The sequence below is a fragment of the Hydrogenophaga sp. genome (assembly GCF_051860785.1).
GTDB lineage: Bacteria > Pseudomonadota > Gammaproteobacteria > Burkholderiales > Burkholderiaceae_C > Hydrogenophaga.
Map to the genome: position 1 here is coordinate 29,999 of NZ_JBIMLB010000011.1, position 26,035 is coordinate 56,033.

The 26,035-nt window shown below is 66.1% G+C and carries 29 protein-coding genes; 16 read left to right on the forward strand and 13 right to left on the reverse strand.

Going from position 1 to position 26,035, the window contains the following annotated elements:
- The 5 genes from ACTIF6_RS15270 to ACTIF6_RS15290 form a co-directional block, all read right to left on the reverse strand.
- Complete coding sequence (locus ACTIF6_RS15270; RefSeq protein ID WP_439588777.1) at positions 1-705, reverse strand: protein-L-isoaspartate O-methyltransferase family protein; 705 nt, start codon at positions 703-705, stop codon at positions 1-3.
- 50 nt (positions 706-755) lie between these two features.
- Positions 756-3,935 carry an efflux RND transporter permease subunit gene (locus ACTIF6_RS15275; RefSeq protein ID WP_439588778.1) on the reverse strand — a complete coding sequence of 1,060 codons (3,180 nt, stop codon included), beginning with the start codon at positions 3,933-3,935 and terminating at the stop codon, positions 756-758.
- A 9-nt stretch (positions 3,936-3,944) separates the two neighbouring features.
- Positions 3,945-5,090 (reverse strand): efflux RND transporter periplasmic adaptor subunit, encoded by a 1,146-nt coding sequence (locus tag ACTIF6_RS15280; RefSeq protein ID WP_439588779.1) that lies wholly within the window; start codon positions 5,088-5,090, stop codon positions 3,945-3,947.
- A 25-nt stretch (positions 5,091-5,115) separates the two neighbouring features.
- Positions 5,116-5,790: a TetR/AcrR family transcriptional regulator gene (locus tag ACTIF6_RS15285; RefSeq protein ID WP_439588780.1), complete on the reverse strand. Its 675-nt coding sequence runs from the start codon at positions 5,788-5,790 to the stop codon at positions 5,116-5,118.
- A gap of 90 nt (positions 5,791-5,880) precedes the next feature.
- The gene (locus ACTIF6_RS15290; RefSeq protein ID WP_439588781.1) at positions 5,881-7,074 is read right to left on the reverse strand and encodes an acyl-CoA dehydrogenase; all 1,194 of its coding nucleotides are present in this window, start codon (positions 7,072-7,074) and stop codon (positions 5,881-5,883) included.
- 95 nt (positions 7,075-7,169) lie between these two features.
- Here ACTIF6_RS15290 and ACTIF6_RS15295 point away from each other — a divergent pair, with 95 nt between their 5' ends.
- Together ACTIF6_RS15295 and msrA are read left to right on the forward strand one after the other, a co-directional pair.
- Positions 7,170-8,069 carry a LysR family transcriptional regulator gene (locus tag ACTIF6_RS15295; RefSeq protein ID WP_439588782.1) on the forward strand — a complete coding sequence of 300 codons (900 nt, stop codon included), beginning with the start codon at positions 7,170-7,172 and terminating at the stop codon, positions 8,067-8,069.
- An 18-nt stretch (positions 8,070-8,087) separates the two neighbouring features.
- A complete protein-coding gene (msrA, locus tag ACTIF6_RS15300) occupies positions 8,088-8,624 on the forward strand; it encodes a peptide-methionine (S)-S-oxide reductase MsrA (RefSeq protein ID WP_439588783.1) in 537 nt (178 codons plus the stop codon).
- Between the two features lie 21 nt (positions 8,625-8,645).
- Here the strand turns inward: msrA and ACTIF6_RS15305 are convergent, their stop codons facing one another.
- Positions 8,646-9,197 carry a fasciclin domain-containing protein gene (locus ACTIF6_RS15305; RefSeq protein WP_439588784.1) on the reverse strand — a complete coding sequence of 184 codons (552 nt, stop codon included), beginning with the start codon at positions 9,195-9,197 and terminating at the stop codon, positions 8,646-8,648.
- Positions 9,198-9,355: 158 nt separating this feature from the next.
- Between ACTIF6_RS15305 and ACTIF6_RS15310 the strand changes: the two genes are divergently transcribed.
- Genes ACTIF6_RS15310 through ACTIF6_RS15335 form a run of 6 tightly spaced genes read left to right on the forward strand, consistent with a single transcriptional unit; the run spans position 9,356 to position 13,532 of the window.
- A complete protein-coding gene (locus tag ACTIF6_RS15310; protein WP_439588785.1) occupies positions 9,356-9,874 on the forward strand; it encodes a Fur family transcriptional regulator in 519 nt (172 codons plus the stop codon).
- Complete coding sequence (locus tag ACTIF6_RS15315) at positions 9,871-10,524, forward strand: ABC transporter ATP-binding protein (RefSeq protein WP_439588786.1); 654 nt, start codon at positions 9,871-9,873, stop codon at positions 10,522-10,524. Before ACTIF6_RS15310 ends, ACTIF6_RS15315 begins: the two co-directional genes overlap by 4 nt.
- Positions 10,521-11,747 carry an FtsX-like permease family protein gene (locus ACTIF6_RS15320; RefSeq protein ID WP_439588787.1) on the forward strand — a complete coding sequence of 409 codons (1,227 nt, stop codon included), beginning with the start codon at positions 10,521-10,523 and terminating at the stop codon, positions 11,745-11,747. The genes ACTIF6_RS15315 and ACTIF6_RS15320 overlap by 4 nt, the downstream gene beginning before the upstream one ends.
- Positions 11,748-11,752: 5 nt before the next feature.
- On the forward strand, positions 11,753-11,995 hold the full coding sequence (locus tag ACTIF6_RS15325) for a hypothetical protein (protein ID WP_439588788.1): 243 nt from the start codon (positions 11,753-11,755) through the stop codon (positions 11,993-11,995).
- Between the two features lie 21 nt (positions 11,996-12,016).
- On the forward strand, positions 12,017-12,562 hold the full coding sequence (locus tag ACTIF6_RS15330; RefSeq protein WP_439588789.1) for a DUF3299 domain-containing protein: 546 nt from the start codon (positions 12,017-12,019) through the stop codon (positions 12,560-12,562).
- Between the two features lie 13 nt (positions 12,563-12,575).
- Positions 12,576-13,532, forward strand: a complete 957-nt coding sequence (locus tag ACTIF6_RS15335; RefSeq protein WP_439588790.1) for an AEC family transporter — start codon at positions 12,576-12,578, stop codon at positions 13,530-13,532.
- 4 nt (positions 13,533-13,536) lie between these two features.
- Here ACTIF6_RS15335 and ACTIF6_RS15340 read toward each other — a convergent pair whose 3' ends face one another.
- The gene (locus ACTIF6_RS15340) at positions 13,537-13,995 is read right to left on the reverse strand and encodes a TM2 domain-containing protein (RefSeq protein ID WP_439588791.1); all 459 of its coding nucleotides are present in this window, start codon (positions 13,993-13,995) and stop codon (positions 13,537-13,539) included.
- A complete protein-coding gene (locus ACTIF6_RS15345) occupies positions 13,992-14,522 on the reverse strand; it encodes a GNAT family N-acetyltransferase (RefSeq protein ID WP_439588792.1) in 531 nt (176 codons plus the stop codon). Before ACTIF6_RS15345 ends, ACTIF6_RS15340 begins: the two co-directional genes overlap by 4 nt.
- 177 nt (positions 14,523-14,699) lie before the next feature.
- On the opposite strand from ACTIF6_RS15345, the gene rpsP reads away from it, so the two are divergent.
- From rpsP to ACTIF6_RS15375, 6 genes are all read left to right on the forward strand, one after another.
- Positions 14,700-14,960 carry a 30S ribosomal protein S16 gene (gene rpsP / locus ACTIF6_RS15350; RefSeq protein WP_439517290.1) on the forward strand — a complete coding sequence of 87 codons (261 nt, stop codon included), beginning with the start codon at positions 14,700-14,702 and terminating at the stop codon, positions 14,958-14,960.
- Positions 14,961-14,976: 16 nt separating this feature from the next.
- Positions 14,977-15,576: a ribosome maturation factor RimM gene (rimM, locus tag ACTIF6_RS15355; protein ID WP_439588793.1), complete on the forward strand. Its 600-nt coding sequence runs from the start codon at positions 14,977-14,979 to the stop codon at positions 15,574-15,576.
- 29 nt (positions 15,577-15,605) lie between these two features.
- Positions 15,606-16,382 (forward strand): tRNA (guanosine(37)-N1)-methyltransferase TrmD, encoded by a 777-nt coding sequence (gene trmD, locus ACTIF6_RS15360; RefSeq protein WP_439588794.1) that lies wholly within the window; start codon positions 15,606-15,608, stop codon positions 16,380-16,382.
- Positions 16,383-16,524: 142 nt separating this feature from the next.
- Positions 16,525-16,881 carry a 50S ribosomal protein L19 gene (gene rplS / locus ACTIF6_RS15365; RefSeq protein ID WP_086123134.1) on the forward strand — a complete coding sequence of 119 codons (357 nt, stop codon included), beginning with the start codon at positions 16,525-16,527 and terminating at the stop codon, positions 16,879-16,881.
- 71 nt (positions 16,882-16,952) lie between these two features.
- Complete coding sequence (locus ACTIF6_RS15370) at positions 16,953-17,636, forward strand: CoA pyrophosphatase (RefSeq protein WP_439588795.1); 684 nt, start codon at positions 16,953-16,955, stop codon at positions 17,634-17,636.
- A 39-nt stretch (positions 17,637-17,675) separates the two neighbouring features.
- Entirely contained in the window at positions 17,676-18,605 is a 930-nt protein-coding gene (locus ACTIF6_RS15375) for a CobD/CbiB family protein (protein WP_439588796.1), read from the forward strand.
- A 3-nt stretch (positions 18,606-18,608) separates the two neighbouring features.
- Here the strand turns inward: ACTIF6_RS15375 and rsgA are convergent, their stop codons facing one another.
- Genes rsgA through ACTIF6_RS15390 form a run of 3 tightly spaced genes read right to left on the reverse strand, consistent with a single transcriptional unit; the run spans position 18,609 to position 21,128 of the window.
- Positions 18,609-19,529: a ribosome small subunit-dependent GTPase A gene (gene rsgA / locus ACTIF6_RS15380; RefSeq protein WP_439588797.1), complete on the reverse strand. Its 921-nt coding sequence runs from the start codon at positions 19,527-19,529 to the stop codon at positions 18,609-18,611.
- Entirely contained in the window at positions 19,529-19,849 is a 321-nt protein-coding gene (locus ACTIF6_RS15385; protein ID WP_439588798.1) for a 4a-hydroxytetrahydrobiopterin dehydratase, read from the reverse strand. The genes rsgA and ACTIF6_RS15385 overlap by 1 nt, the downstream gene beginning before the upstream one ends.
- A gap of 16 nt (positions 19,850-19,865) precedes the next feature.
- Positions 19,866-21,128 (reverse strand): M48 family metallopeptidase, encoded by a 1,263-nt coding sequence (locus ACTIF6_RS15390; protein ID WP_439588799.1) that lies wholly within the window; start codon positions 21,126-21,128, stop codon positions 19,866-19,868.
- A gap of 36 nt (positions 21,129-21,164) precedes the next feature.
- Here ACTIF6_RS15390 and orn point away from each other — a divergent pair, with 36 nt between their 5' ends.
- Entirely contained in the window at positions 21,165-21,761 is a 597-nt protein-coding gene (gene orn / locus ACTIF6_RS15395; RefSeq protein ID WP_439588800.1) for an oligoribonuclease, read from the forward strand.
- Between the two features lie 60 nt (positions 21,762-21,821).
- Positions 21,822-23,417 carry an inorganic phosphate transporter gene (locus ACTIF6_RS15400; RefSeq protein ID WP_439588801.1) on the forward strand — a complete coding sequence of 532 codons (1,596 nt, stop codon included), beginning with the start codon at positions 21,822-21,824 and terminating at the stop codon, positions 23,415-23,417.
- On the opposite strand, the gene ACTIF6_RS15405 is transcribed toward ACTIF6_RS15400, so the two are convergent.
- Positions 23,418-24,755 (reverse strand): four-carbon acid sugar kinase family protein, encoded by a 1,338-nt coding sequence (locus tag ACTIF6_RS15405; RefSeq protein WP_439588802.1) that lies wholly within the window; start codon positions 24,753-24,755, stop codon positions 23,418-23,420.
- On the reverse strand, positions 24,752-26,029 hold the full coding sequence (locus ACTIF6_RS15410; RefSeq protein WP_439588803.1) for a ribulose-bisphosphate carboxylase large subunit family protein: 1,278 nt from the start codon (positions 26,027-26,029) through the stop codon (positions 24,752-24,754). Before ACTIF6_RS15410 ends, ACTIF6_RS15405 begins: the two co-directional genes overlap by 4 nt.
- Positions 26,030-26,035: the final 6 nt, after the last annotated feature.

The window sequence follows — 26,035 nt, forward strand, 5'->3', positions numbered from 1 at the left end:
TCAAAAGCGGAAGCTCGACGGTGCGGGAAAGTTCCGCAGGCGCGGTGCCACGGTGTCCCAGGGCTGCGCGGTCTGGAACGCCGCATCGCCAGTGCGCGTGACGATGGTGGCGCGCATCATGGGCTCGAAACCGACGATGGCGGCCAGGCGGCCGCCCTGGGTCAGCAGGGCCAGCAGGGCGGGCGGCACCTCGGCCACCGAACCGCTGAGCACGATGGCGTCGAAAGGGCCGAGGCTGGTGCACGCAGCAAAACCATTGTCGGCCGCATCGGCCTGTCGCACGTCCACGTTCTGAATGCCCGCGGTCTTCAGGTTCTGGCGCGCGGTGTTGGCCAGCGCGGGGTTGATCTCGAGGGAGACCACGCTCTGCGCCAGGCTGGCCAGCAAAGCAGCCATGTGGCCACTGCCGGTGCCCACCTCCAGCACCTTGTCGGTGGGTTTGAGCGCGAGGTCCTGCAGCAGGCGGGCCTCGACCCGCGGCGCGAGCATCGCCTCGCCGTCCACCGCAGGGTGGGTCAGGGGCAGTTCCAGGTCGCCAAAAGCCAGGGCCTTGTGTGCGGCGGGCACGAAGTCTTCTCGGTGCACGCGGCCCAGCAGCTCCAGCACCTGGCCGTCCAGCACCTCCCAGGGGCGGATCTGCTGTTCGATCATGTTGAAACGGGCCTGGCTCATGTTCGTGGCGGCTTGGGTGTTGGATGTGGTCATGGGATCGACTCGGTTGAAGGGTGATTCGAGGGGCGGATCAGCGCGGGATTTTAAGGAGTGGGGCCCGCCGGGGCTGGGTAAGCTGGCGCCAGTCCCAGGCGGCGGCGGAACCAGGCGGCCAGGTCATCCATATAGCAATAGACCACCGGCACCACCACCAGGGTGAGCAATGAAGAGGTGATGACGCCGCCGATGACGGCCTGGCCCATGGGCGCGCGCTGCTCGGAACCTTCGGTGAGCGCGAAGGCCAGTGGCACCATGCCGAACACCATGGCCAGCGTGGTCATGAGGATGGGGCGCAGCCGCACGCGCGCGGCCAGCAGAAGAGCCGATTCGCGGTCCACCGGCGGGCCGCCAGCGCGGCCCTCGCGCGCACGGATGGCGAAGTCCACCAGCAGGATGGCGTTCTTGGTGACCAGGCCCATGAGCAGCACGATGCCGATGACCGAGAACATGCTCATGCTGGAGCCGAACATGAGCAGCGTGAGCACCACGCCAATGAGTGTGAGCGGCAGCGAGGTCATGAGTGCGAGCGGTTGCAGGAAGCTCTGGAACTGGCTCGCCAGGATCATGTAGATGAAGATGATGGCCAGCGCCAGCGCGGAGAGCGCGTAACCGAAGGACTCCTGCATGTTCTTGGTGGAACCGCCGAACTCGTAGCGGTAGCCGGGCGGGAACGCCATGCTGTCGAGCACCTGGCGGATCTCGCCGGACACCTCTCCTGCCGAGCGCCCGTACACGTTGGCGTTGATGGCCACCTCTCGGTTGAGGTTGCGCCGGTTGATCTGGTTCGGGCCGGTGGCGTCCACCACGTCGGCCACCTGGCCCAGGCGCACCACCCGCGCCGTGCCGTCGGCAGCGGTGCCGACCATGAAGGGCAGGCTGGCGAGGTCGCTGGTGCGCTCGCGTTCACCCGGCGCCAGCCGCACGTTCACGTCGTAACTCTGGCCGTCGGCGGCGCGCCAGTTGCCCACCGTGGTACCGGCCACCAGCGTGCGCAGGCTGGCGCTGACAGCGGCCACGTTCAGGCCCACGTCGGAGGCCAGGTCGCGCTTCATCTTCACGTCCACCGTGGGCTTGTTGGGCTTGACACTGGCGTCCAGGTCGACCAGGCCCACGATGGGGCGGATGCGCTCCATCACGGTCTGCGTGAGGCGCTCGAGCTCGGCGAGGTCGTCACCCTGCAGCGAGAACTCCACCTGCTTGTTGCCACCTACCGCGTCGAGCAGGCCGACGTGCGTCACGGTGATACCGGGCACGCTGCGCAGGCGATCGCGCAGTCGTGCCGCCATCTGGTTGGCGCTGAGCGTGCGCTCCTTGCGGTCGACCAGGCGCACGTAGACGCTGGCGTACATGGCGCCCTGCGCGTTGCCGGTGTTCAGCGTGGACAACGTGTACTTCACCTCCGGAAACTCGCGCAGGATGGCCTCGACCTGCCGTGTCTTGGCCTCGGTGGCTTCGAGCGAGGAACCCACTGGGGTGTTGAAACTCAGCGAGGTCTCGGAGAAGTCGGCCGTGGGCACGAACTCGGTGCCCAGCAGCGGCACGATGGCCAGGCTGCCGACGAAGGTGGATAGCGCGAGCGCCAGCGTGGTGAGCTTGTGTTTGAGCGACCAGCGGAGCGTGCCCTGGTAGGTGTCGGCCAGGTCGTCCTGGAAACGGTCGAACCAGCCCGTCACGCGGCCGATCGTTCTGTCGTAGAACGACTTGGGTCCGGTGCCTTCGCCGTGCTTCTCGATCTCCGGGTCGTGCCACACCGAAGACAGCATGGGGTCGAGCGTGAAGCTCACGAACATCGAGATGAGCACGGCCGCCACCATGGTGATGCCGAACTCGTGGAAGAACTTGCCGATGATGCCGCCCATGAAGCCAATGGGCAGGAACACCGCCACGATGGACAGCGTGGTGGCCAGCACGGCCAGGCCGATCTCCTGCGTGCCCTCCATGGCGGCGTTGTAGGGCGTCTTGCCCATCTGCACGTGGCGCACGATGTTCTCGCGCACCACGATGGCGTCGTCGATCAGCAGGCCCACCGAGAGCGTGAGCGCCATCAGCGTGATCATGTTGATGGTGAACCCGAACAGGTTCATGAAGAAGAAGGTGCCGATCAGGGCAATGGGCAGCGTGAGCCCGGTGATGACGGTGGAGCGCCACGAGTTCAGGAACAGGAAGACGATCAGCACGGTGAGCAGCGCGCCTTCGATCAGCGTGCGGCGCACGTTGTCCACCGAGACACGGATCGGTCGCGAGCCGTCGGCGATCTGCTCCAGCCGCATGCCGGGTGGCAGTTCCGCGCCCAGTGCCGCCACGGCGGCCTTGAGCCCGTCCGTCACCGCGATGGTGTTCTCGTCCTGCGCTTTCTGCACCTGCAGCAGCAGCGTGCGCTGGCCGTTGTAGAGCGCCAGGCTTTCCACTTCCTGCGTGCCGTCGCTCACGCGCGCCACCTGCCCCAGGCGCACCGCCTGGCCGCCCCGGCGCGCCACGATGATGTTCTCGAAGTCCTGCGGGTTCTCCAGGCGAGAGAGTACCTGCACCACGCGCTCGGCCTCGCCGGTCTTGAGCGTGCCCACCGGCAGGTCCTGGTTCTCGTTGCGCACGGCGGTGTTGATCTGCTCGGTGGTCACGCCCAGCGCTTCCATGGCCGAGGGGTCCAGGTCGATGTTGATCGCGCGCCGCGTGGGTCCGACCAGCGTGACCGAGCCGACACCGCGCACGTTCTCCAGCCGCTTCTTGAACACCTGCTCGGCCCAGGTGGTGAGCTCGACCGCGCTGGGCGTCCTGCCATTCACCGCTTCGGGAATCACCGCCACCGACCAGATGGACCGGCTCGCCGGGTCGAATCGCAGCACGCGCGGCTCTTCCACCTCGTCGCGGAACACCGGGCGCAGGATGGCGATCTTCTCGCGCACGTCCTCGGCCGCCTTGCGGCCATCCACCGTGAGCTGGAATTCAATGATGACGATCGACTGGCCTTCGTAGCTGCGCGAGGTGAGCGTGTTCACGCCAGCGATGGCGTTGACCGCTTCCTCCACCTTCTTGGTGACCTCGGACTCCACGATTTCGGGCGATGCCCCCGGGTAGGCCACCTGGACCACCACCACGGGGAAATCGATGTTGGGGAACTGGTCGACCTGCAGGCGCTGGAACGAAAACAGGCCCAGCACCACGAACGCGATCATCACCATGGTGGCGAAGACCGGGTTGCGCAGCGAGACCTGGGTGAACCACATGGCGGTCGTTCAGGGAGTGGCCAGCTTCACGGCCGTGCCTTCGCGGATCAGGCCCGCCTGCGCGCCGAGCACCTGCGTGCCCTCGGCGAGGCCGGCGATCTCGCGCATGGGCTCGCTGCCGCGCAGGCCGGTGGCGCCGCCAGAGACGGTGAGGTACACCACCGAGCCTTCGCGCATGAACTGGATGTAGGGTTGTGGCTTGTCGTTGCGCACGGCCGAGGCCGGCACAGCGACCGCCTTCACGGAACCCGTGGCCAGATGGCCCTGTGCGAACAGGCCCTGGCGCATGCCCGGTGCTGCCGGCACCCGCAGGTACACCAGCACGCTGCGGCTGCCCGCCTGCACGCTGGGGTTGATCCGTGAGACCGTGGCCGGTACGGGTTCTGGCAGGCCCTCGACGCGCAACACCGCAGTCTGGCCCACGCGCACGGTCACCGCGTCGGCGGGTGAGATGGCGGCTTCCATTTCAAAGGCGGAGAGATCCACCACGTCGAATACGCGCGTGTCGATGCCCACGCGTTCGCCGTTCTGCACCAGCCGCGCCGACACCTGCCCGCTCAGCGGCGAGCGCAGCGTGGTGTCGGCAAGGGCCTTCTGCGCGATGTCCAGTGCGGCCAGCGCAGCGCGGTGGTTGGCCTCGGCGGCGGACAGGTTGTTGGTGGACGTCTCCAGTGCGGTGGCGGAGATGAAGCCCTGGCGCACGAGCGCCTGGTTGTTGTCCATCGTGCGCCTGGCGATGCTTACCTGCGCCTGCGCCGACTCCGCCTGCTGCGCGGCCTGGCGCACGCGCGCCTGGGCTTCGGTGCTGTCGATGCGCGCGAGCACTTCGCCGGCCTTCACCTCGTCGCCCTCGCGCTTGCTCAGGCCCTGGATTTCACCCGCGGTGCGCGCCTTCACGGAGGCCTTCTGCAAGGCGGCGACCGAGCCCGAGATGCCAACGGTCTGTGTGAGCTCCAGCGATTGGGCGATCACCACGTCGCTGGCCGCCAAGGTGTACACGGGCGCTTTCTGCATCGCCTCGGCGGCCGTTCGCGCCTCGGCGGCTTGCGTCTTTCGCTTGTCCAGTGCGCGCACCAGCCCGAGGCCGATGCCCACCACCAGCAGAGCCAGCAGCAACCATTTGATCCAGGTGGAGCGCGCGCGTGGAGGAGTCATGGCCGAAGCAAGGAGGAGTGAAAATTCAGGCCGATGCGGTCGGCAACAGCATGCCGTGCAACAACAGATCGACCTGGTTGTCGATGAAACCGATCGGGTCGATCTGTTCGGACGCGGGACAGCACGGCGCCATGGAGTGCTTCCACATCAGCAGGAAAATCATGGGCGCAATCAAACTGTAGACCGCGTACTCCAGCTGAAGGGGCCGGAACTCACCGCGGTCGATGCCGCGCTGCAGGACACGGCGCAGCAGATCGTGGCCCGGCGTGATGACCTCCTGCTGGTAGAACGCAGCGATCTCGGGGAACATGCCCGCCTCGCTCATCACCAGCTTGGTGATGCCTGACGCCGCTGTCATGCCGATGCGCTCCCACCAGGTGTGCATGCAGTAACGCACCAGCTCGACGCTGCCGCCGCTGAACTGCTGCAGTTCCTCGTTCCATTCGGTGAAGCGCCCGGCGATGTTCTCGCGCACCACGGCTTTGAACAGCTCTTCCTTGCTGGGGAAGTAGAGGAACAGCGTGCCTTTGGAAACGCCCGCGCGCGCGGCGACTTCCTCCACGCGGGTCGCGGCAAAGCCCTTTTCTACGAAGAGCTGCAGCGCAGCGTCCAGCAACTCACCCGGGCGCGCTTCCTTGCGACGGGCGCGGCGCTGGCGCGGCTCGGCGTCGGAATCGGTGGGCGTAGGTGGGGTTGGCATGGATATGGATTTAATGACCGGCGGGTTAGTAATATAACCCATGGCCCCACGCCGCTGGATGGACCGCCGGTAAAGCCGGCGGGCCCCATATCAGGAGAAGGCGGCGATGCCCGTGATGGCGCGTCCGAGGATGAGCGCGTGCACGTCGTGCGTGCCCTCATAGGTGTTGACCACCTCAAGGTTCACCAGGTGGCGCGCCACGCCGAACTCGTCGCTGATGCCATTGCCGCCCATCATGTCGCGCGCCAGCCGAGCGATGTCCAGCGCCTTGCCGCAGCTGTTGCGCTTGAGGATGGAGGTGATCTCCACCGCCGCGGTGCCTTCGTCCTTCATGCGGCCCAGGCGCAGGCAGCCCTGCAGGCCCAGGCTGATCTCGGTCAGCATGTCGGCCAGCTTCTTCTGGATCAACTGGTTGGCGGCCAGTGGGCGGCCGAACTGCTGGCGATCCAGCACGTACTGGCGGGCGCGGAAATAGCAATCTTCGGCCGCACCCAGAGCACCCCAGGCGATGCCGTAACGCGCGCTGTTGAGGCAGGTGAACGGGCCTTTGAGGCCGCGCACGTCGGGGAAGGCGTTTTCCTCTGGGCAGAACACACCGTCCATCACGATCTCGCCGGTGATGGAGGCGCGCAGGCCGACCTTGCTGTGGATGGCCGGAGCGCTCAGGCCCTTCATGCCCTTTTCCAGGATGAAGCCTCGGATGGCGCCTTCGTCGTCCTTGGCCCAGACCACGAACACATCGGCGATGGGCGAATTGGTGATCCACATCTTGGCGCCAGAGAGGCTGTAGCCACCGGCCACCTTCTTCGCGCGCGTGACCATGCTGCCGGGGTCGGAACCGTGGTTGGGTTCGGTGAGGCCGAAGCAGCCGATCCACTCACCCGTGGCCAGCCTGGGCAGGTACTTCTGCTTCTGTGCCTCGGTGCCGAACTCGTTGATCGGCACCATCACCAGCGAACTCTGCACGCTCATCATGGAGCGGTAGCCTGAGTCCACGCGCTCCACCTCGCGCGCCACCAGGCCGTAGCACACGTAGTTCAGGCCGGCACCGCCGTAGGCCTCGGGAATCGTCGCGCCCAGCAGGCCGAGCTCGCCCATCTCGCGAAAGATGGCCGGGTCGGTCTTCTCGTGGCGGAAGGCTTCGGTGACGCGGGGCAGCAGGCGTTCCTGGCAGTAAGCGCGTGCGGCCTCCATCACCTGGCGTTCGTCATCGCTGAGTTGCTGGGACAGGTGGAACGGGTCTTCCCAGCTGAAGCTGGCTTTGGCCTTGGTGGGGGAAAGCATGGGTGGTCTCCTATCGGTGAATAGGCCGATTGTCGACCTCGCATGCATACTTGTCTAATATCGTCCGTGTATCCATTGATCCAGAAAACATATTCATGGAATTCCGCCACCTGCGCTATTTCCTGGTGCTGGCCGAAGAGTTGCACTTCGGCCGCGCGGCGCAGCGCCTGTCCATCACGCAGCCGCCGCTCTCTCTCAACATCCAGCAACTCGAAGCCTCGGTGGGAGCGCAGCTGTTCATCCGCAACAGCCGCGGTGTGCAACTCACGGCGGCGGGGCAGGCGTTCGTGCCTGCGGCGCGCGCGCTGCTCGATCAGGCGGGCCAGGCCGCCCGGGAGGCGCGTGAGGTGGCGCAAGGGTTGGTGGGCAGCCTGCAGATCGGCTTTGCCGGCACCGTGCTTTACCGGGGCTTGCCGCAGATGCTCAAGGGCTTCGCCGCCGAGCACCCCAAGCTGCGCCTTAACCTGCGCGAACTCAGTTCGAGCGACCAGCTCATCGACCTGATGCACGAGCGGCTGGATGTGGGCTTCGTGCACACCACGCGGGTGCCGGCGGGCTTTTCGCAGATCCTGGTGTCTCGACAGCCGTTTGTGGCCTGCCTGCCGGTGGGGCACAACATGGCGCGGCGCAAGCGGCTGGCATTGCACGCGCTGCAGGGTGAGCCTTTCGCCATGATCTCGCGCGCTGTCTCGCCCGATTACCACGAGCGCATCCTCGGCCTGTGCGCCGACGCAGGCTTTTCGCCAGAGGTGCGCTACGAACTGCGCCACTGGCTCAGCGTGGTTTCGCTGGTGGCGCAGGGGCTGGGCGTGGCGCTGGTGCCGGCCGCACTGCAACAGGCCAACCTGCCTGGCGCGGTGTTCGTGCCGCTGGATTCAGACACGGCGCCCTACGAAACGCACTGCCTCTGGAAAACCGACAGAGACCAGGCCGCGCTGGGGGCATTCCTGGCGGTCGTGCGCGCGGCCGCGCAGTCGGTACATTCGGTGGGCTGAAGTTTCTGGAGCGATGCAATGAGCGACAAACAGGTGCTGGTGCTGGGTGGCGGCTGCTTCTGGTGCACCGAGGCGGTGTACGTGGGCGTCAAGGGCGTGACCGATGTGGAGTCCGGGTACAGCAACGGACAGGTGAAACAGCCGAGCTACGAAATGGTGTGCACCGGGACCACCGGTCACAACGAAGTGGTGCGGCTGGAATACGACCCGCAGCAGATCAGCACGCGAGAAATCCTTGAAATCTTCTTCGTGGTGCACGACCCGACCACGCTGAACCGCCAGGGCAACGACGTGGGCACGCAGTACCGCAGCGGCATCTACTTCACCACGCCCGAGCAACAGCAGGTGGCGCAGGCGCTGATCGATGAACTCACGAAGGACAACGCCTTCGGCAGGCCCATCGTCACCGAGGTGAAACCGCTGGACAACTACTGGCCGGCGGAGGACTACCACCAGGACTTCTTCGAGCGCAACCCGCACCAGGGTTATTGCATGGCGGTGGCCGCGCCCAAGGTGGCGAAATTCCGCAAGACCTTCGCCCGGCTGGCGAAGTAGGTCTTGCAGATTCTGGGTGGCTTACTTCGGCAGCAGCACCTTGTCCACGACGTGGATCACGCCGTTGGACTGGTAGACGTCGGCGATGGTGACGGTGGCCACGCCACCCTTTTCATCGGTCACCGTGACCTTGCCGCCGGCCGACTTGGCCACCAGCGTGCCACCGGCCACGGTCTTGATCGAGGCCATGCCCTTGCCGTCGGCGATCATCTTGCTGATGGCCGCTGCGTCCCACTTGCCCGCGACCACGTGGTAGGTCAGGATGCCCGTGAGCATGGGCTTGTTTTCCGGCTTGAGCAGGGTGTCCACGGTGCCTGCAGGCAGTGCGGCGAAGGCGGCATTGGTGGGTGCGAACACGGTGAACGGGCCAGGCCCTTTGAGCGTGTCAACCAGACCGGCTGCCTTGACGGCGGCGACCAGCGTGGTGTGGTCCTTGGAGTTCACGGCGTTGTCGATGATGTCCTTGCTGGCCAGCATCGGCGCGCCGCCGACCATGACTTGCGCGAACGCGCCGAGGGATGCGGTGCCGATGGCCAGGGCCAGAACGGTCTTGCTGAGGGTCTTGGTGATCATGAAGTCTCCTTGAGGGGTTGAAGCCGATGCGGCTACAGGAGATACGCAGCGCAGGTGTGCACTGGATTCAGAAAAAGTCATGGCGTTTCGTAGCGCAACTGGATTGCGTTAACATCGCCTCTCTATCGCAACTGTGTTGCATTAGAGGAGAAGGAGCCATGTCATCTCGTCTTGCCAGGGAGCTCACGGGCGTTCCGCCCGAGGTGCAGTCGCGACTGGAGCGGGCGGGCCTGCGCCGCACGCTGGCCACGCGAGCGGTGCTGGGCCTGTTTCTGACCAGGCCTCGCAGTCGCCTCACTCATGCCCAGGCACAGGCCGCGCTCACCGCGCGAGGCCTGGATCTCAATCGCGTCACGCTCTACCGCTTGCTGGACCGCCTCGCCGTCTGCGGTGTGTTGCGGCGCGAAGCCGACGAGCAGCGCATCTGGCGTTTCAGCCTGGCGCCGACCGGCGATACCCTGGCCGAAACCGATGGCGCCGGTCCGCGCTTCGAGTGCGACACCTGCCATCGGCGCTTCGAACTGTCGGACGCCGGCGAGCCCACCCGCGCGGTGACGCGCGATCTGTTCGAGGCGCTGGCCCGGCTGGGCCACCAGGGGCGGCGCCTGGATGTATCGATTCACGGCACCTGCGCCAGTTGTGTGACGCCGAATGACCTGGCGGAGGGCATCGCGTGATCGAGACCCGTGGCCTCACGTATGCCTATCCACACGCGCAGTCCCTGCCATTGCCGGACGTGGTGGTGCCTCAGGGCGGCACGCTGTTGTTGCGCGGGCCTTCGGGCAGCGGCAAGTCGACCTGGCTCGCGCTCGCTGCGGGCTTGCTCATGCCTTCGTCGGGTGAGGTGGTGGTGGCGGGCCAGTCGCTCGGCGTGTTGCGCTCGGGTGCACGCGACACCTGGCGCGCGCGCCACGTGGGCTTTCTGCCGCAGAAGCTGCACCTGAGCGATGCGCTCAGCGTGAGCGACAACCTCGCCCTGGTGTATTTCGCGGCGGGGCTGCCTCTGGATCGAGCGGCCATCGTCCGATCGCTGGATGCCTTGCAGGTGGGAGCGTTCGCCGCGCGCCGGCCTTCACAACTCTCGGGAGGGCAGGCGCAACGGGTGGCACTGGCGCGCGCCTTGTTGTTGCGCCCGTGCGTGATCCTGGCCGACGAACCGACGGCGAGCCTGGACGATGACGCCAGCGCCATGGCGCTGAGCTTGCTTAGAGATAGCGCAGCCCGGCTGGAGGCCACTTTGGTGATCGCCACGCACGATGCGCGTGTGTGGCAGACGCTGCCGCAGGCGCAGGTGTTGCCGCTGATGCGCCCGGAGCGCCGGGCATGAACGTCGCCACCCTGTCCTGGCGCTACCTGTGGTCGCGCCCCCTGGCCACCACGCTGAACCTGCTGCTGCTCACACTCGGGCTCGCGTCCATGGCGATGGTGCTGATCGCGCGGGATCAGGTGGAGCGTGCTTTCGAGCGCGACCTGGCGGGCATCGATGTGGTGGTGGGCGCCAAAGGCAGCCCCATGCAGCTCATCCTGGCCGGCGTGTTCCACATCGACGTGCCGCCGGGAAACATCCCGCTGGCCGAAGCCGGGAAGCTCGCACAGCATCCTCAGGTGGCCCAACTCATTCCGCTGAGCCTCGGCGACAACCTTCAGGGCTTTCGCATCGTCGGCACCACGCACGACTATCCCGCGCACTACGGCGCGCAACTGGCCAGCGGTGCCTGGTGGCAGCGCCCGCTGGAGGTGGTGCTGGGTGCGCAGGCGGCCGCCATCACCGGGCTGCGGCTGGGGCAGGCTTTCGAAGGAGCGCACGGTCTGGGCGTGGGCGGGGCTTCACACGGCGAGACACCCTACACCGTCACCGGCCTGCTGGCTCCCTGCGGCTGTGTGCTCGACCGGCTCATCCTCACCGCCACCGAATCGGTCTGGCGGGTGCACGACGACATGCACGCAGGCGAGGGCATGAGCGAGGCCGAGCGCGCTGAACTGGACGCCGCGCTGCAGGACGAACGCGAAATCACGCTGGCGCTGATCCGCTACCGCACGCCCATGGCAGCGGTGAGCTTTCCGCGCTTCGTCAACGAGACCACGTCCATGCAGGCGGCGGCGCCAGCGCTGGAGATCACACGCCTGCTCGCCATGGTGGGTGTGGGCACGCAGGTGCTGCACGGCCTGACAGCGGTGCTGCTCGCGGTGGCGGGGCTCTCCGTGTTCATCGCGCTCTGGAGCGCTGTGCGCGAACGCCGGGGCGATCTCGCCATGCTGCGCATGCTGGGCGCGCCACCGGCTCGCGTGAGTGCGCTGCTGCTGTGCGAGGCGCTCTGGCTCGCGCTGCTGGCCTGCGCGCTCGGCCTGCTGGCCGCGCACGCGCTTACCGCCCTGCTGGGCCAGATGTTGGTGGCCCGGCACTCGCTGGCCATCTCGGGTTGGCAATGGGTTCCCGCCGAGGGGTGGGTGCCTGTGCTGGCTTTCGGTGTGGCGGTGGTGTCGGCCCTGTTGCCGGCGATCAGCGCTTATCGGCTCGATGTCACTTCCCTTCTCAACACTTCAAGGTGAACTCCATGAAAAAACCGCTCCTGTTCCTCGCTACCGCCGTGCTGCTGGCCACCTCGGCCCTCGCCCAGCACTCCGACAAGGAAACGAAGGAAGACATTGCGCGTCACCGCGCCATCGCGTCCGCGCACGAAGGCGCGGCCAGGTGCCTGGAAGCGGGCAAGGGCGAAAAGGTCTGTGTGCAGGAACTTCAGGCCGCTTGCAAAGGTCTCGCCCTGGGCAAATACTGCGGCATGCGCCATGCTCACTGAGTCCCCTGTCCCTTTCTTCGTATGACATCTCTTCGCTCCGTCGCATCGATTCTTTGCCTGTGCCTCTCGGGTGGTGCGTTGGCCCAGCTGAGTTCACCGCTGCCACCTGGCGCTGCAGCCACCCAGGCTGCGCCTGCCGCTCCGCACCTGCAAGGGCAGGGCGCTGGCGTGCACAGCCCGCTCAGTCCGTTTGCACCCTTGCCCAAACGCGGCGACGTGGTGGCGTGGTCCACGCTGACCGACATCACCACCAAGGTCGAGAAGAAGCGCATCGTGCCGGTGTACCCCGATGCGGTGAACGCGCTGAACCAGAAGACGCTGCGCCTGCAGGGTTTCATGATGCCGCTCGAGCCCGGCGAGAACCAGCGCCACTTCCTCCTGGCCTCCGTGCCGCTCACCTGCTCGTTCTGCACGCCAGGCGGACCTGAAAGCATGGTGGAGGTGCGCACCAGCAAGCCGGTGAAGTACAAGCTGGACGCGGTGGTGGTCGAGGGGAAGTTCCACGTGTTGCAGAACGACAAATACGGTCTGTACTACCGCATCACGGAGGCGGTGGGGGTGGAGTGAGTAACATCCCCGGGTGAACTTCGCCCAACACCCCGTCGTCGCCTCCCTCACCCCGGTCTTCCTGCTCATCGCGCTCGGCTTTCTCGCCGGTCGCCTGCAATGGATTCGCGACAGTTCCATCAAGGATCTGTCCAACCTGGTGTTCCTGCTGCTGATCCCGGCGCTGCTGTTTCGCACCATGAGTGCGGTGCGTTTCGAGCAGCTCGACCTGCTGCCCGTGGCAGCGTACTTTCTGGCCGCGCTCACGCTGCTTGGCGTGTCGATCGCGTGGCGCGGTTTCAACCGTCGCAGCGTGGTCATGGCCCTGGCCGGCACTTTCTCGAACATGGTCATGCTCGGTATCACGTTGGTGGAACTGGCCTACGGAAAGGCTGGCCTTGTGACGGTGCTCACCCTGGTGTCGGTGCACGCGCTCATCCTGCTGACCGTGGGTTCCATCGTGCTCGAACTGGCGGTGGCGCGTGAAGCCCGTGCGGGCGGCGAGCGAGCGCCACACGTGCTGGCCACCGCGTGGTCGGCTTTCAAGGGCGCGCTGATCCATCCTATTCCGCTGCCTATCCTCTGTGGCCTCCTGTTCGCGCAGACGGGCTGGAGCCTGCCTTCGGTGGTGGACAGACCGCTTCAGTTGCTCGGCAGTGCGTTCGGCCCTATCGCCCTGGTGCTGGTGGGGGTGACGCTGGCGCGAACGCCCATGGCGGGGCACGTTCGCCAGGCGCTGTGGATCAGTGTGTCAAAGAATGTGGTGCTGCCGATTCTGGTCGGCGCAAGCGCCTGGGCCATGGGCATCACCGGAGTGCCGCTGACCGTGCTGGTGGTGGTGGCCGCGCTGCCGATCGGCGCCAACGTGTTCCTGTTTGCCCAGCGCTACGAAGTTGCGCAGGAGATCACCACGGCCAGCATGGGCCTGTCCACCGTGCTGGCCCTGTTCACGCTCAGTATGGTCATGCTGCTCATGGCGCACATCGGCTGAGCACTCACTGGCTGATCTTGCGCCCTTCCTCCACCTGGTATTCGAAGTAGCGCTGGAAGCCGAACGCGAGGCTGCCCATCAAGGCAACCGTGCCCATGAGCAGCGCCGCCACCAGGGCGCCGATGGTCAGCCAGTTCGTGCCGCCAGGGTTTGCATCTGGGGGGAGATCAGGATTGAACTGGCGGTTCCATTTCTCGCGGTCGGTCAGCGCGTAGATGATCGCCATGAGGCAGCTCGCTGCCACCGTCATGCCCAGCAACGGGATCAGGATCCACGAGAGCTTGTCGTCCTGCCCGTACAGCAGCACCCGGTCCACGCCCCACAGGCCGAGTGCAGCGGGAATGGGATGCAGCCAGCCTACCCAGTCGCCCAGGCCGCGCAGGTAGAAGCGGTGCAGGCCGAGCACTCCGAAGATCAGCGCGAGCCAGACGGCCAGCGTCTTGTTTCTGCGATACGCGCTCATGCCGGGGCGTTCGGCGGCGTGCTGTCGCCCGCGCCCAAGGTCTTCTGCATCATCACGATGTCGAGCCAGCGGTCGAACTTCCAGCCGCAGGACTGCACCACACCCACCGTCTCGAAGCCCAGTGCACGGTGCACACCGATGGAGCCGGCGTTGTTCGAGTCGCCGATCACGGCCATGACCTTGCGGGTGCCCGTGCGCTCCAGCACCGCCAGGAGTTCGGCCAGCAACGCGCGGCCCAGGCCCTTGCGGTGCGCAGCCGGGTCCATGTAGATCGAATCCTCCACGGAGAAACGGTAGGCCGGTCGCGGCTTGAACCAGTTGCCATAGGCAAACCCCAGCACCTGGCCGGCGTCTTCCGCCACCAACCAGGGCAGGCCCTTGGCCAGGACGTCGGCGCGGCGGGCCGTCATGTCGGCCACGGTCGGGGGGGTGGTCTCGAAGGTGCCGGTGCCATGGAGCACATGGTGGCCATAGATGCGGGTCATCGCGTCGAGGTCTTCGTCGCGGCTGGGGCGTATGAGGGGCATGGCGTCGGACGGTGAAAAGAAGGCGGCTGGCAGAAAGGCCAGACGGGCTATAATCGCGGGTTTCGTGGCGTTTCGCTGGCCGGGTGGTCAGTCGTGTGTCTCAGGCGCCGCGATCGAGGCGGGTTGCAAAACCCAGTGAAGTACCAGTTCGGTACCTCTCCACCCGAAGGATAAATCATGGTCGTCATCCGACTCTCCCGCGGCGGCGCAAAAGCCCGTCCGTTCTACAACATCGTGGTTGCCGACAAGCGCAACCGCCGCGATGGCCGCTTCATCGAGCGCATCGGCTTCTACAACCCGCTGGCCCGCGGTGGTGAAGAGCCCCTGCGCATCGCCCTGGACCGCCTGACCTACTGGACCAGCGTCGGCGCCACCCCGTCCGACACGGTGGCCCGCCTGGTCAAGCAAAGCGCTGCTGCCACGGCCCCTGCGGCCTGATCCTTCGCCACCGAAGGTGACCAGCCCCGCGTCCGGCACCTTTCGGGCGTCGTCCCTGCCCGATGACGCCATCGAGCTGGGTCGCATCCAGGACGCGTGGGGCATCAAGGGCTGGGTTCGCATCCTGCCGCACAGCGCCGATACGCAGGCGCTGCTCACTTCCTCCCGTTGGTTCCTCCAGCCGCCCGAAGCCCGCTTCGCGCGCGGCTTTTCGGCATTTTCCGGATGTGTGGGCGTCGAAGTCGCCGAGGTCAAGGCCCACGCCGATGGTCTGGTGGTGCAACTCGAAGGCGTGAACGACCGCAACACTGCTGAATCCCTGAAGGGTGTGCGCATCTACCTGCCGCGCAGCGTTTTTCCTGCCACACCAGAAGGCGAGTACTACTGGGTCGACCTGATCGGCCTGGACGTGGTCAACCGCGAGGGCATGCACCTCGGCGTGGTGCGCGACCTCATGCCGACCGGGCCGAACTCGGTGCTCGTGCTCGAGTACCCCGAGACCGTGGATGGCGAGCCGCAGGTGGCCGAACGCATGATTCCCTTTGTCGCCGCCTATATCGACCAGGTCGACAAGTCGACACGCAGGATCACCGTCGACTGGCAGCCTGACTATTGAGGCTGGGACGTCCGCATCCAGGCCCACCCATGCGCTTCGACGTCATCACCCTGTTTCCCGAACTGTTCGCGCCGTTTCTGCAGAACGGCATCAACCGCCGCGCTTTCGAGTCCGGCCAGGTGGCTGTGCACCTCTGGAATCCACGCGACTTTGCGGAAGGTAATTACCGACGCGTGGACGACCGGCCTTTTGGTGGCGGTCCCGGCATGGTGATGATGGCCGAGCCACTTTGGCGGTGCCTGCAGGCGGTGCGCGAGGCTCGGGGGGGGACTGAGGCAGCGCGTGCACCTGTGGTCCTGTTTTCCCCCATTGGTGACAAGCTGGACCATGTTGGCGTGGCGAACTGGTCAGACAGTCAAGGCGCCGTGCTGGTTTGCGGTCGCTACGAGGGCATTGACCAGCGTTTCATCGACGCCTGCGTGGACCTGCAGGTCAGCCTGGGCGATTTCGTGCTCTCGGGTGGTGAGATCGCCGCCATGGCCCTGCTGGATGCCGTGGCGCGCCTGCAACCGGGGGTGCTGAACGACGAAGGCAGCCACCAGCAGGACAGCTTCAACCCGGCGCTGGACGGCTTGCTCGACAGCCCGCACTTCACCCGCCCCGAGGTCTGGCAGGGCCCCACTGGCCCGCAATCGGTGCCTGAAGTGTTGCTGGGAGGCCACCACGAGCGCATCGCTCGCCATCGGCGTGAACAAAGCCTCCTGCTCACCGCACGTCAGCGCCCCGACGTCCTGGCGAGGTCAAGGGAGCAGGGTTTGCTCGAGCCGGCGGACGAGGCTTTTCTGCGTTCTCAGGGCTTGCTATAATCCAAGGCTTTTCGATCCTCTGACCGGCCGCCGCGACCGGGCCAGCCCGCAACCCCGCAGCCCGTCTGCGAAGGTTGGACAGGGCTCCTGCCGGATTCGCGGCCTTTAGTGCAGCGCGGTCATGACCGATGAACAGGAAATCATGAACCTCATCCAGACCCTTGAGCAGGAAGAAATTGCTCGCCTCGGCAAGGTGATCCCGCCATTCGCCCCCGGCGACACCGTGATCGTCAGCGTGAACGTGATCGAAGGTACGCGCAAGCGCGTGCAGGCCTACGAAGGCGTGGTGGTGGCCCGCCGCAACCGTGGCCTCAACTCCAGCTTCATCGTGCGCAAGATCTCCAACGGCGAAGGCGTGGAACGCACCTTCCCGCTGTACAGCCCGCTGATCGCCAAGATCGAAGTCAAGCGTCGCGGTGCCGTGCGCCGTGCCAAGCTGTACTACCTGCGTGAGCGCAGCGGCAAGTCGGCCCGCATCCGCGAAAAGCTGGGCGCGTAAGCCTCCATGCTGGTCCAGAAAAGCCGCTCCCCGGAGCGGCTTTTTTGCGTTCCGCCTATGCTCGCTGCTCCATGACCCAGCTTCTGCCTGCCTTCGATCCGCGCCTCGTGCCCATCCAGGCCGATGCGCCTGACGAAATCCTCCATCCGGCGCAGGCGCAGCGCCTCACACCAGCAGGTCTGCGCGATCTGTTCACCCATCCTCCGGTGTGGACGCCCGAACTGCACCGCGAGCGCAAGTTCGCCGACCGGGCACCTGCGCAGGCCGCCGTGCTGCTGCCGCTGGTCATGCGCGACGAACTCACGCTGATCCTCACCCAGCGCACCGCGCGCATGTCGACTCACGCAGGGCAGATCGCGCTGCCTGGTGGCAAGCTCGACCCGGAGGATGCCGATGCCATCGCCGCCGCGTTGCGCGAAGCCCATGAAGAGATCGGCCTGCCGCCGGACCATGTGGAAGTGCTCGGCACCATGCCCGAGTACGTCACCGGCACGGCGTTCATCATCACGCCGGTGGTCGCCCTGGTTCAGCCGGGCTTCGAGCTCGTGCCCAACCCGCATGAAGTGGACGATGTGTTCGAAGTGCCGCTGGCCTACCTGATGAACCCCTTGCACCATCGCCGCCATGCGCACGATTTCGAGGGTGTGGTTCGCGAGTGGTACTCGATGCCCTACCAGGATGGCGACAGGGAACGCTTCATCTGGGGCGCCACTGCCGGCATGTTGCGCAACTTCTATCGGCTTCTTACAGCCTGATCCAGATCCTCGCCGTGAACGCGCCACTATGATGGCGCCATGAGCTTCTTCGCCATTCTCATTGCCCTGTTGCTGGAGCAAGCGCGCCCCCTGGCTTTCGACAATCCTGTTCACGCCGGTCTTCGCGGTTGGGCACGCATGGTGCGGCGCAATCTTGATGCAGGGCAGTCTTCCCACGGTTGGGTGGCATGGCTGCTGGCAGTGGGCGTACCTTCGCTGCTTGCCGGTCTCATCTATTGGGGTCTGTGGCGATTCAGCCCGGTGCTGGCGTTCGTGTGGGTGGTGGGCATCCTCTACGTCACGCTGGGCTTTCGCCAGTTCAGCCACCACTTCAGCGAGATTCGTCAGGCGCTGGAAGAAGGCAACGACATCGCAGCGCGCGAGAAGCTGGCCGCCTGGCTTCGCGTGGATGCCTCCACGCTGCCGCGCACCGAGTTGCTGCGCCAGGTGATCGAGCATTCGGTGCTCGCGGCGCACCGCCACGTGTTCGGCGTGCTGGTGTGTTTCGTCGTGTTCTGGGCCGTGGGACTGGGGCCTTCGGGCGCGGTGTTCTACCGCCTGGCTGAGTACCTCTCGCGCAACTGGCGCGCGCGCCCGGACGGCACGCCCAGCGTGGCGCTGCAACTGGCGGCGGAAAAGGCATGGGGCTGGGTGGATCACGTGCCTGCACGCCTGACCGCGCTGGGTTTTGCCATCGTTGGCAACTTCGAGGAGGCCGTGGCGAGCTGGCGCGGTGACGCCGAGCGTTTTGCGCCGGGCAGCGACGGTGTGGTGCTGGCCGCCACCTCTGGCGCGATCAACGTGCGGCTGGCGCCGCAACCCGACGCACTGGTGCTGCCCGAGGAAGGTGATCCGGGCAGTCGACCCGAGCCGCAGTTGGCGCACCTGGGCAGTGTGGTGGGCCTGGTGTGGCGCGCGGTGGTGCTCTGGATGCTGCTGCTCGCCCTGCTCACGCTGGCCGGGCTTTAGTCTTCAATAGCGGCGCTTGTTCGAGAGCTCTTCGAACAGCTCGCGGTAAATGCGGTAGCGGTTCTCGTTGATGGCCATCGGCGCATCGCCGTCCTGCACGTGCGCCACCACGGCGCAGCCCGGTTCGTGAAGATGGGTGCAGTTGTAGAAGCGGCACTCGCCCAGGGTGGCGTTCAGGTCGGGCATGAGGTGGGCGAGCTGCATGGGCTCGATGTGATTCAGGCCGAACTCCTGAAATCCAGGCGAGTCGATCAGGGCCGTGCTGCGCGCCGCGTCCACCCAGTACCACGTGGTGCTGGTGGTGGTGTGCTTGCCGGAATTGAGTGCGCGCGAAATCTCACCCGTCTGTGCCCGCGCTTCAGGCACCAGTCGGTTCACCAGCGTGCTCTTGCCCACACCCGATGGGCCGAGCACCAGGGTTCGTTTGCCGGTCAGGCGATCCTGCAGCGCATCCAGTCCGACCTCCGAACCGTCGGCCGACTTCAACCGCAAGGGCAACACCGTGCAACCCATGCGTCGGTAGGGAGCGAGGCGGGCCCAGGCGCGATCGAACGCGGGTTGCAGATCGCTTTTGTTGAGCACGATCAGCACGTCGATGCGCTCGGCCTGAGCCGCAATCAATGCGCGTGCGAGCTGGCTTTCGGAGAACTCGGGGTCGGCCGCCACCAGCACCAGCACCTGGTCGAGGTTGGCGGCAAACGACTTGGTGCGCATCTCGTCCTGCCGGTAGAACAGGTTGCGCCGCTCGTCCACGCGCTCGATGCTGCCTTCGTCGCCAGTGACCTGCCATCGCACCGCGTCGCCCACCACCACCGCGTTCTTCTTGCCGCGCGGATGGCAGATGCGGCGTTCGCCATCGGGGCTTTCCACGAGACAGTGGCGCCCGTGGGCGGCCACCACCAGACCAGGCAGCAGATCGGCCATCAGTCCTTCTGCAGTGCGTCCACCGCGGTCGCGCAATGGAAATCGCTGATGGAGATGCCGCCCACGTCGTGCGTGTTGAACCGCACCGTGCAGCGGCTGTAGCCCAGCGCGAGGTCGGGGTGGTGGTCTTCACGGTGTGCGATCCAGGCCAGCGCGTTCACGAACGCCATGGTCTCGTGAAAGTTGGCGAAGGTGTAGGTCTTCTCCAGCGAACCGTCGATCAGCTTCCAGCCCTGGGCGACGTCGCCGTTGAGTTGGGTCAGCTGGGTGACGATTTCGGTGGCGGAAAGCGCGCGGCGGTTTTGATGGATCGGATTCATGGGCAGGGGGTGGTGATCAGGCTGCCTGCAAGCGGGTGAGGCGCTCGCTGGCCGGAGGGTGTGAGTAATAGAAGCGGGCGTAAAGCGGATCGGGCGTGAGCGTGCTGGCGTTGTCCTTGTAGAGCTTGAGCAGCGCGCTGGCCAGGTCGGTGCCGCTGGTCTGGGCCTTGGCGTAGGCGTCGGCCTCGAACTCGTGCCGGCGCGAGAGCTGCGCCATGAGGGGCGAGAGGAAGAAGGTGAACAAGGGCACGACCATGAGGAAAAGCAGCAAGGCCAATGCGTCGTTGGGTGCCTCCATGGAGGGCGTCACGCCCAGGCCGCTGTAGAACCAGGCCTGGCCGGAGACCCAGCCGAGCAGAGCGAAGCCCATGAGGCTCAAAGCAAACATCAGCGCTATGCGCTTGAGGATGTGGCGACGCTTGTAGTGGCCGAGTTCGTGGGCGAGCACGGCATCGATTTCGCCCGGGCTCAGTTGCTGGAGCAAGGTGTCGAAGAACACCACGCGCTTGGCCGCCCCGAAGCCGGTGAAGTAGGCGTTGGCGTGAGCGCTGCGCTTGCTGCCGTCCATGACGAACAACCCTTTGGCAGCGAAGCCACAGCGCTGCATCAGCGCGTTGACCCGCGCCTTGAGGGTTTCGTCCGACAGCGGTTCGAACTTGTTGAACAGCGGGGCAATCACGGTGGGGTAGAGCACCAGCGCCAGCAGGTTGAACGCCATCCACGCGCCCCATGCCCAGAGCCACCAGGTGGAGCCGGCTGCGCCCATCAGCCACAGCATCAGCGCGGCAATGGGCAGGCCGATGAGCGCGCCGATCAGCGTGCCTTTCATCAGGTCACCCAGCCAGAGCGAGAGCGTCATCTTGTTGAAGCCGAAGCGTTCTTCGATGCGGAAGGTGCTGTACCAGCCCAGCGGCAAGGTGATCAATCCCCCGATCAGCACGAAGGCCGCCATCAACGCCAGTTGTTGTCCCATACCGGGGCCGAGCGCTTCCAGCAGCGACTGGTTGAGCCAGTCCAGGCCGCCCAGGAGCGTCCAGCCCAGCAGCAGTGCGGCTTCGATGGCCGTCTCCAGAAGGCCGAAGCGCGACTTGGTGATGGTGTAGTCGGCGGCTTTCTGGTGCGCGGTGATGGAGATGGTGTCGCTGAAAGCGGCGGGCACGGCGCCACGGTGCCGCGCCACGTGGCGAATCTGTCGGCTGGCCAGCACCGTGCGCACGAAAAGGCCCAGCACGAGCAGGGCGCAGAAAAGGGCGGTGAAGGAGAGGGAGGCGGTGTCCATGGGAGCGAGTCTATCGAATCGGTGAAAATCCCCGCCATGACCTCCGCCACCTCCTCGGCCACCGTGCCCGCCGCGTCCGACGCCCCCACCCTCCCCAAAAGCGACCAGAACCTGGTCTGGATCGATTGCGAGATGAGCGGTCTCGACCCCGAGAAAGAGCGCTTGCTCGAAATCGCGGTGATCATCACCGGCCCACAGCTCACTCCGCGCATCGAAGGCCCAGTGGTGGTGATTCACCAGAGCGACGCGGTGCTGGGTGCCATGGACAACTGGAACAAGGGCACGCATGGCCGCAGCGGGCTGATCGACAAGGTCAAGGCCAGCACGGTGACCGAAGCCGACGCAGAGGCCACGCTGCTGGCGTTCATCGCGCAATACGTGCCGAAGAACGGCTCACCCATGTGTGGCAACACCATCAGCCAGGACCGTCGCTTCATGGTGAAGTACATGCCCAAGCTGGAGGCATTCTTTCACTACCGCTGTCTGGACGTGAGCACATTGAAGGAACTGGCCAGGCGCTGGCGACCCGAGGTGTATGAGGCTTTCAAGAAGCACCAGAAGCACACGGCTCTGGCCGACGTGCACGAGTCCATCGACGAACTCGAACACTACCGCACGCACTTTCTGCGCTGATTCGGGCGGCTTTGCCGCGTTCGACACATGTCAAAATCGTGACATTCACGCGAAAAATTCATGACAAGAAAATCCCGAGCCCGCTTCTTCACCAAGCACCAGGAAGTGTTCCAACTCGGAGCCGCCGTGCTGTTCCTCCTCATGGTGGGGGTGTACGCCTCGCTCACAGGTGCCTCTACCGCCGGTTTGACGACACAGGCCACCTGGCTTTTGATCGTGGCCGCCGCCGTGGGCGCCTACATGGCCATGAACATCGGCGCCAACGACGTGGCCAACAACATGGGCCCGGCGGTCGGTTCCGGGGCCATGACCATGGGTTGGGCGATCTTCATTGCCGCCATCTTCGAGGCGTTGGGCGCCATCGTGGCAGGCGGCGACGTGGTGGGTACCATCAAGGGCGGCATCATCGATCCGAATGCGATTGCCGATCCCTCGCTGTTCGCCTGGGTGATGTTCGCGGCGTTGCTGGCGGGGGCCCTCTGGCTCAACCTGGCCACGGCGCTGGGCGCGCCAGTGTCCACCACCCATTCCATCATCGGTGCCGTCATGGGTGCGGGCATTGCCGCCGGTGGCTGGGGCCTTGTCAACTGGGAGACCATCGGCCAGATCGTCATCAGCTGGGTGGTCTCGCCTCTGGCGGGCGGGGCCATGGCAGCCGCGTTTCTGTACATCATCAAGCGCAGCGTGACCTACCGCAGCAACATGATCGAGGCAGCCAGCCGCGTGGTGCCCATCCTCATTGGTGCGATGGTCTTTGCCTACACCACCTACATGCTGCTCAAGGGTTTGGGGCAACTGGTGCAGGTGAGCGTACCGACGGCCCTGCTGGCGGGTGCTGGCGTGTCGGTGGTGGTGTGGTGGCTGATTCGAAAGCCCATGGCCAACATGGCCCGGCGGCAAGACAACAGCAAGAGTGGTGTCAACCGCCTGTTCACCTGGCCGCTGGTGTGCTCGGCCGCTTTGCTGAGTTTTGCGCACGGCGCCAACGACGTGGCCAACGCCATCGGGCCGCTGGCAGCGATCTACGAAGCCGTGAAGGAGGGCGCCATCGCCACCAAGGCCGGCACGCCGATGTGGATCATGGTGCTGGGCGCGCTCGGGCTGGCGGTGGGTCTGGCGCTGTACGGCGCGCGGCTCATCCGCACCGTGGGCAAGGAAATCACCGAGCTGGACAACATGCGGGCCTATGCCATTGCCATGTCCGCCACGCTCACCGTGATCATCGCGTCGCAACTGGGCATGCCTGTATCGACCACGCACATCTCCATCGGGGCGGTCTTTGGTGTCGGCTTCCTGCGTGAGTTGCTCAAGGTGAACTACGCCAAGATGGAAGCGGCGGTGCGCAAAGGCCATTCCGGGGCGGACCGCGAAGAGGTGGAAGCTTATCTGCTGCGTTTCGAGGCCGCTGAGGTCGGCGAGAAAAAGCGCATGCTGGCAGACATGAAGCGACGCGCCAAACATCGCGAAGCGGCGGACAGCGAAAACGGAGCCGTGTTCGCCAAGAAAGAACAGAAGGCCTTCAGGAAGGCCTACAAGAAGGAAATCGTCAAGCGCTCGGTGGTGCTGCGCATCGTGGCCGCCTGGATCGTCACCGTGCCGGCTACGGCCGTGCTGGCGGCGATCCTGTTCCACATCGTCGCTGCCGTGCTCAACTGATCAGGCCGACGTGCCTCGCAGCAGACGCTCGAACACATCGGCCGGGCCCATCTGCCCGCCCTTGAGCATCAACTCCAGTCCTTCCAGAGAGGCCTGATCGCTGCGTGCGCGGCTCAGCGTGACGCCCGGCGCCAGCACGCCCTGGCAACCCAGAGCCCAGATCCCGAGCTTCTGAACCGCCAGGCTGGAAGTGTCGCCCCCCGCGATGCCGATGCGCCTGAGAGGCTGGCCCTGGGTGACCCGGGTGGCCACGATGCGGGCCACCAATTCACCGGTGGCGAGGGCGACCGCGCGGGCATCGAGCTCTGCGTGGCGGGTGTTCGAGTCGGTGTGCAGCAAGACGTGTTGCCCGCTCGCCAGATCTTTCATCACCGCACCGACACATTCATCGGCATGGTCTGGCCCGTCGTCGAGCAGGCGGCGCACATCGACGGGCTGCTTCCGGTAAGACCGCGCCGCCACCACCTGTGCTGCGGTCTGTGGCGAAAGGCTGCCCGCGAACGCGAAGACCGGGCCTTCGGCGGGCGCGGGAGGGGCGAGGACATGGGGCTGCGACGTTGAAGACGACCAGTGCGCGGCCAGGGCCTGCACCACGCCGCTGGGCCCCACCACCAGCAACGGGGCGCGCTGTGCATCGCGCCAGATGAGGCGGCCAACAGCCGGCAGGTCACCGGGGCCTGAGATGTCCATCAACACCGCCTCGGGATGCCTGGACAGCAACTGGCGCAGCGCCTCGTCCTGTTGCTCGTGAGACAGGCCGTAGCTGGGGTAGTGCACGGCCAGGACGCCAGCCAAGCCTTGGGCTTGCAGGTGCAAGCGCAGGTCGGCCTCTGCCATGGGCGTCACCGGGTGCTGCCTCATCGTGGGATGGCGGTCGATGCGGTGGACTTCACCGGCAGCGCCCGCCGCCGCGAAGAGCTGGCTGAAACAGCAGTAGCGGCCGATGTTGGGCTGCCCGCCGACGATGGGCACCCAGGCGCTGCCGATGTGGCGGTTCAGCAGCCGGATGGCTTCGCCGATGCTGCCCACGTGGGGTGCACTGTCGAAGGTGGAGCAGCATTTGTAGTGAACCACCGGCGCGCGCAACGCGGCGAAGAACCGGCCCACCGGTTCGAGTTCTTCCGCCATCGCGGCGGGGTCCATCGCGCGCGCGGCCCCGGCGATGCCGATGGCGTCCAGCGGGCCTGCCTGCTGCAGGTGCTGCGCGCTGGGCACGCCCAGGAACAGCAGGCTTCGCAGCCCTGCCTGTGCGGTGGTAGCCAGGGTGTCGGTGGCGCCTGTGAAATCGTCGCCGTACCAGGCCAGCCGGGGCGGGGTGCTCTCGGTCGACGGGTTCACTTCGTTTTCGGGCCGAAGAACGCCAGGGCGGCAGCCAGCTCGGGGGCCTCGCGCGCGCTGTCGGCCAGTGGGCGGCCTGCAAGCGCCGAAGCCCACGCTTGCCGGATGCTGGCCACGCCCGCTTCGGGGCCACCCGGGTGCGCGAGGATGCCGCCGCCGGACATGAAGAGCAGGTCGTCGGTGCCCGTGGCGGACCAGGTGGCCGGCACGGTGCCGGCCCACTGGCCGGAGGAGAAGGCGGGCATCACCGCGTCGTCGGCGCCATCGGTCAAAGGGGCGAGGCAATCGCGCGCGGATTCTTCCACTTCCTCGTCCGGTTGCGAGAATTTGCCTTGCAGTCCATGGACGTGCATGTGGTCCACGCCAGCCAGCCGCCACAGGGTCTGGTAAGCCTGAAAGCCGATGCCCAGCAAGGGGTGGCGCGAGAGCGCGCCAAAGCCGTTGCGATGGCCGTGCAGTGTCAGAGGCGTGTGGCGGCGCAGGGTCTGCACGGCCGAGTAGCCACACCAGTTCAGGCTGGCCATCACGCATGAGCCGCCTTCGCGCTCCACCAGGTCGGCGTGGCGCCGCATGGCATCTGTCTCATCGGTGATATTGAAGGCCACCATCACATGCTTGCCGGTGCGCTGCTCGTGCGCGCGCACGGCGGCCATCACGGCGGGCACGCGTTGCGCCAGGGGCGCGTGCTCCGGGTCGGCACACACCTCGTCGTCCTTGATGAAGTCCACGCCCGCTGCGCACAGCCTGGTGACGAGCTCGGCTGTCTGTTCGGCGGAGAAGCCCACGTTGGGTTTGATGATGGTGCCCACCAGCGCACCCTTGCGCACACCGGTGCGCTCGCGTGTGCCGGCCATGCCGACCCTGGGCAGATCGAAACGTGTCCGGTAGGCTGCCGGCAACTGCAGCGACTCCAGGCGCAGGCCGGTGACTTCGCCCAGGTCGTAGAGGTTGCCGCTGACGGTGGCGGCCAGCGTGGGCAGGTTGGCACCGATGTTCGCGGAGGGAAAGGCGATGCGCACGCGTGCGCGCCGCCACGGGCCGCCCCGGCCCTGGCGTGTGAGCCAGGCATTGGGCAGGCTGGGCGCGTCGGCATCGGGCAGCAATTCGATGTGCTCCACCGTCGCGCGCGCGCGATCGCGCAACTCGTCGGTCTCGCCCTGCACGCGGGTGAATGTGCCGCAGGATTGTTCCCCCGCCATCACCTCGGCCACCTGCGCGGGCTCCAGCGGGGTTTCAATGAGGTAGGTGGCGTGCAGGCGTTCGCAATGCGTCATGGGACG

What these genes read in the sequence shown, in the direction of transcription:
- ACTIF6_RS15410 (WP_439588803.1), bottom strand. Translation starts at nt 26,029, where the DNA reads ATGACGCATTGCGAACGCCTGCACGCCACCTACCTCATTGAAACCCCG.
- orn (WP_439588800.1), top strand. Translation starts at nt 21,165, where the DNA reads ATGACCTCCGCCACCTCCTCGGCCACCGTGCCCGCCGCGTCCGACGCC.
- ACTIF6_RS15275 (WP_439588778.1), bottom strand. Translation starts at nt 3,935, where the DNA reads ATGTGGTTCACCCAGGTCTCGCTGCGCAACCCGGTCTTCGCCACCATG.
- rsgA (WP_439588797.1), bottom strand. Translation starts at nt 19,529, where the DNA reads ATGGCCGATCTGCTGCCTGGTCTGGTGGTGGCCGCCCACGGGCGCCAC.
- ACTIF6_RS15295 (WP_439588782.1), top strand. Translation starts at nt 7,170, where the DNA reads ATGGAATTCCGCCACCTGCGCTATTTCCTGGTGCTGGCCGAAGAGTTG.
- ACTIF6_RS15280 (WP_439588779.1), bottom strand. Translation starts at nt 5,090, where the DNA reads ATGACTCCTCCACGCGCGCGCTCCACCTGGATCAAATGGTTGCTGCTG.
- ACTIF6_RS15345 (WP_439588792.1), bottom strand. Translation starts at nt 14,522, where the DNA reads ATGCCCCTCATACGCCCCAGCCGCGACGAAGACCTCGACGCGATGACC.
- ACTIF6_RS15290 (WP_439588781.1), bottom strand. Translation starts at nt 7,074, where the DNA reads ATGCTTTCCCCCACCAAGGCCAAAGCCAGCTTCAGCTGGGAAGACCCG.
- ACTIF6_RS15310 (WP_439588785.1), top strand. Translation starts at nt 9,356, where the DNA reads ATGTCATCTCGTCTTGCCAGGGAGCTCACGGGCGTTCCGCCCGAGGTG.
- ACTIF6_RS15270 (WP_439588777.1), bottom strand. Translation starts at nt 705, where the DNA reads ATGACCACATCCAACACCCAAGCCGCCACGAACATGAGCCAGGCCCGT.
- msrA (WP_439588783.1), top strand. Translation starts at nt 8,088, where the DNA reads ATGAGCGACAAACAGGTGCTGGTGCTGGGTGGCGGCTGCTTCTGGTGC.
- rpsP (WP_439517290.1), top strand. Translation starts at nt 14,700, where the DNA reads ATGGTCGTCATCCGACTCTCCCGCGGCGGCGCAAAAGCCCGTCCGTTC.
- ACTIF6_RS15320 (WP_439588787.1), top strand. Translation starts at nt 10,521, where the DNA reads ATGAACGTCGCCACCCTGTCCTGGCGCTACCTGTGGTCGCGCCCCCTG.
- trmD (WP_439588794.1), top strand. Translation starts at nt 15,606, where the DNA reads ATGCGCTTCGACGTCATCACCCTGTTTCCCGAACTGTTCGCGCCGTTT.
- rplS (WP_086123134.1), top strand. Translation starts at nt 16,525, where the DNA reads ATGAACCTCATCCAGACCCTTGAGCAGGAAGAAATTGCTCGCCTCGGC.
- ACTIF6_RS15285 (WP_439588780.1), bottom strand. Translation starts at nt 5,790, where the DNA reads ATGCCAACCCCACCTACGCCCACCGATTCCGACGCCGAGCCGCGCCAG.
- ACTIF6_RS15385 (WP_439588798.1), bottom strand. Translation starts at nt 19,849, where the DNA reads ATGAATCCGATCCATCAAAACCGCCGCGCGCTTTCCGCCACCGAAATC.
- ACTIF6_RS15375 (WP_439588796.1), top strand. Translation starts at nt 17,676, where the DNA reads ATGAGCTTCTTCGCCATTCTCATTGCCCTGTTGCTGGAGCAAGCGCGC.
- ACTIF6_RS15325 (WP_439588788.1), top strand. Translation starts at nt 11,753, where the DNA reads ATGAAAAAACCGCTCCTGTTCCTCGCTACCGCCGTGCTGCTGGCCACC.
- ACTIF6_RS15330 (WP_439588789.1), top strand. Translation starts at nt 12,017, where the DNA reads ATGACATCTCTTCGCTCCGTCGCATCGATTCTTTGCCTGTGCCTCTCG.
- ACTIF6_RS15390 (WP_439588799.1), bottom strand. Translation starts at nt 21,128, where the DNA reads ATGGACACCGCCTCCCTCTCCTTCACCGCCCTTTTCTGCGCCCTGCTC.
- ACTIF6_RS15340 (WP_439588791.1), bottom strand. Translation starts at nt 13,995, where the DNA reads ATGAGCGCGTATCGCAGAAACAAGACGCTGGCCGTCTGGCTCGCGCTG.
- ACTIF6_RS15400 (WP_439588801.1), top strand. Translation starts at nt 21,822, where the DNA reads ATGACAAGAAAATCCCGAGCCCGCTTCTTCACCAAGCACCAGGAAGTG.
- ACTIF6_RS15370 (WP_439588795.1), top strand. Translation starts at nt 16,953, where the DNA reads ATGACCCAGCTTCTGCCTGCCTTCGATCCGCGCCTCGTGCCCATCCAG.
- ACTIF6_RS15305 (WP_439588784.1), bottom strand. Translation starts at nt 9,197, where the DNA reads ATGATCACCAAGACCCTCAGCAAGACCGTTCTGGCCCTGGCCATCGGC.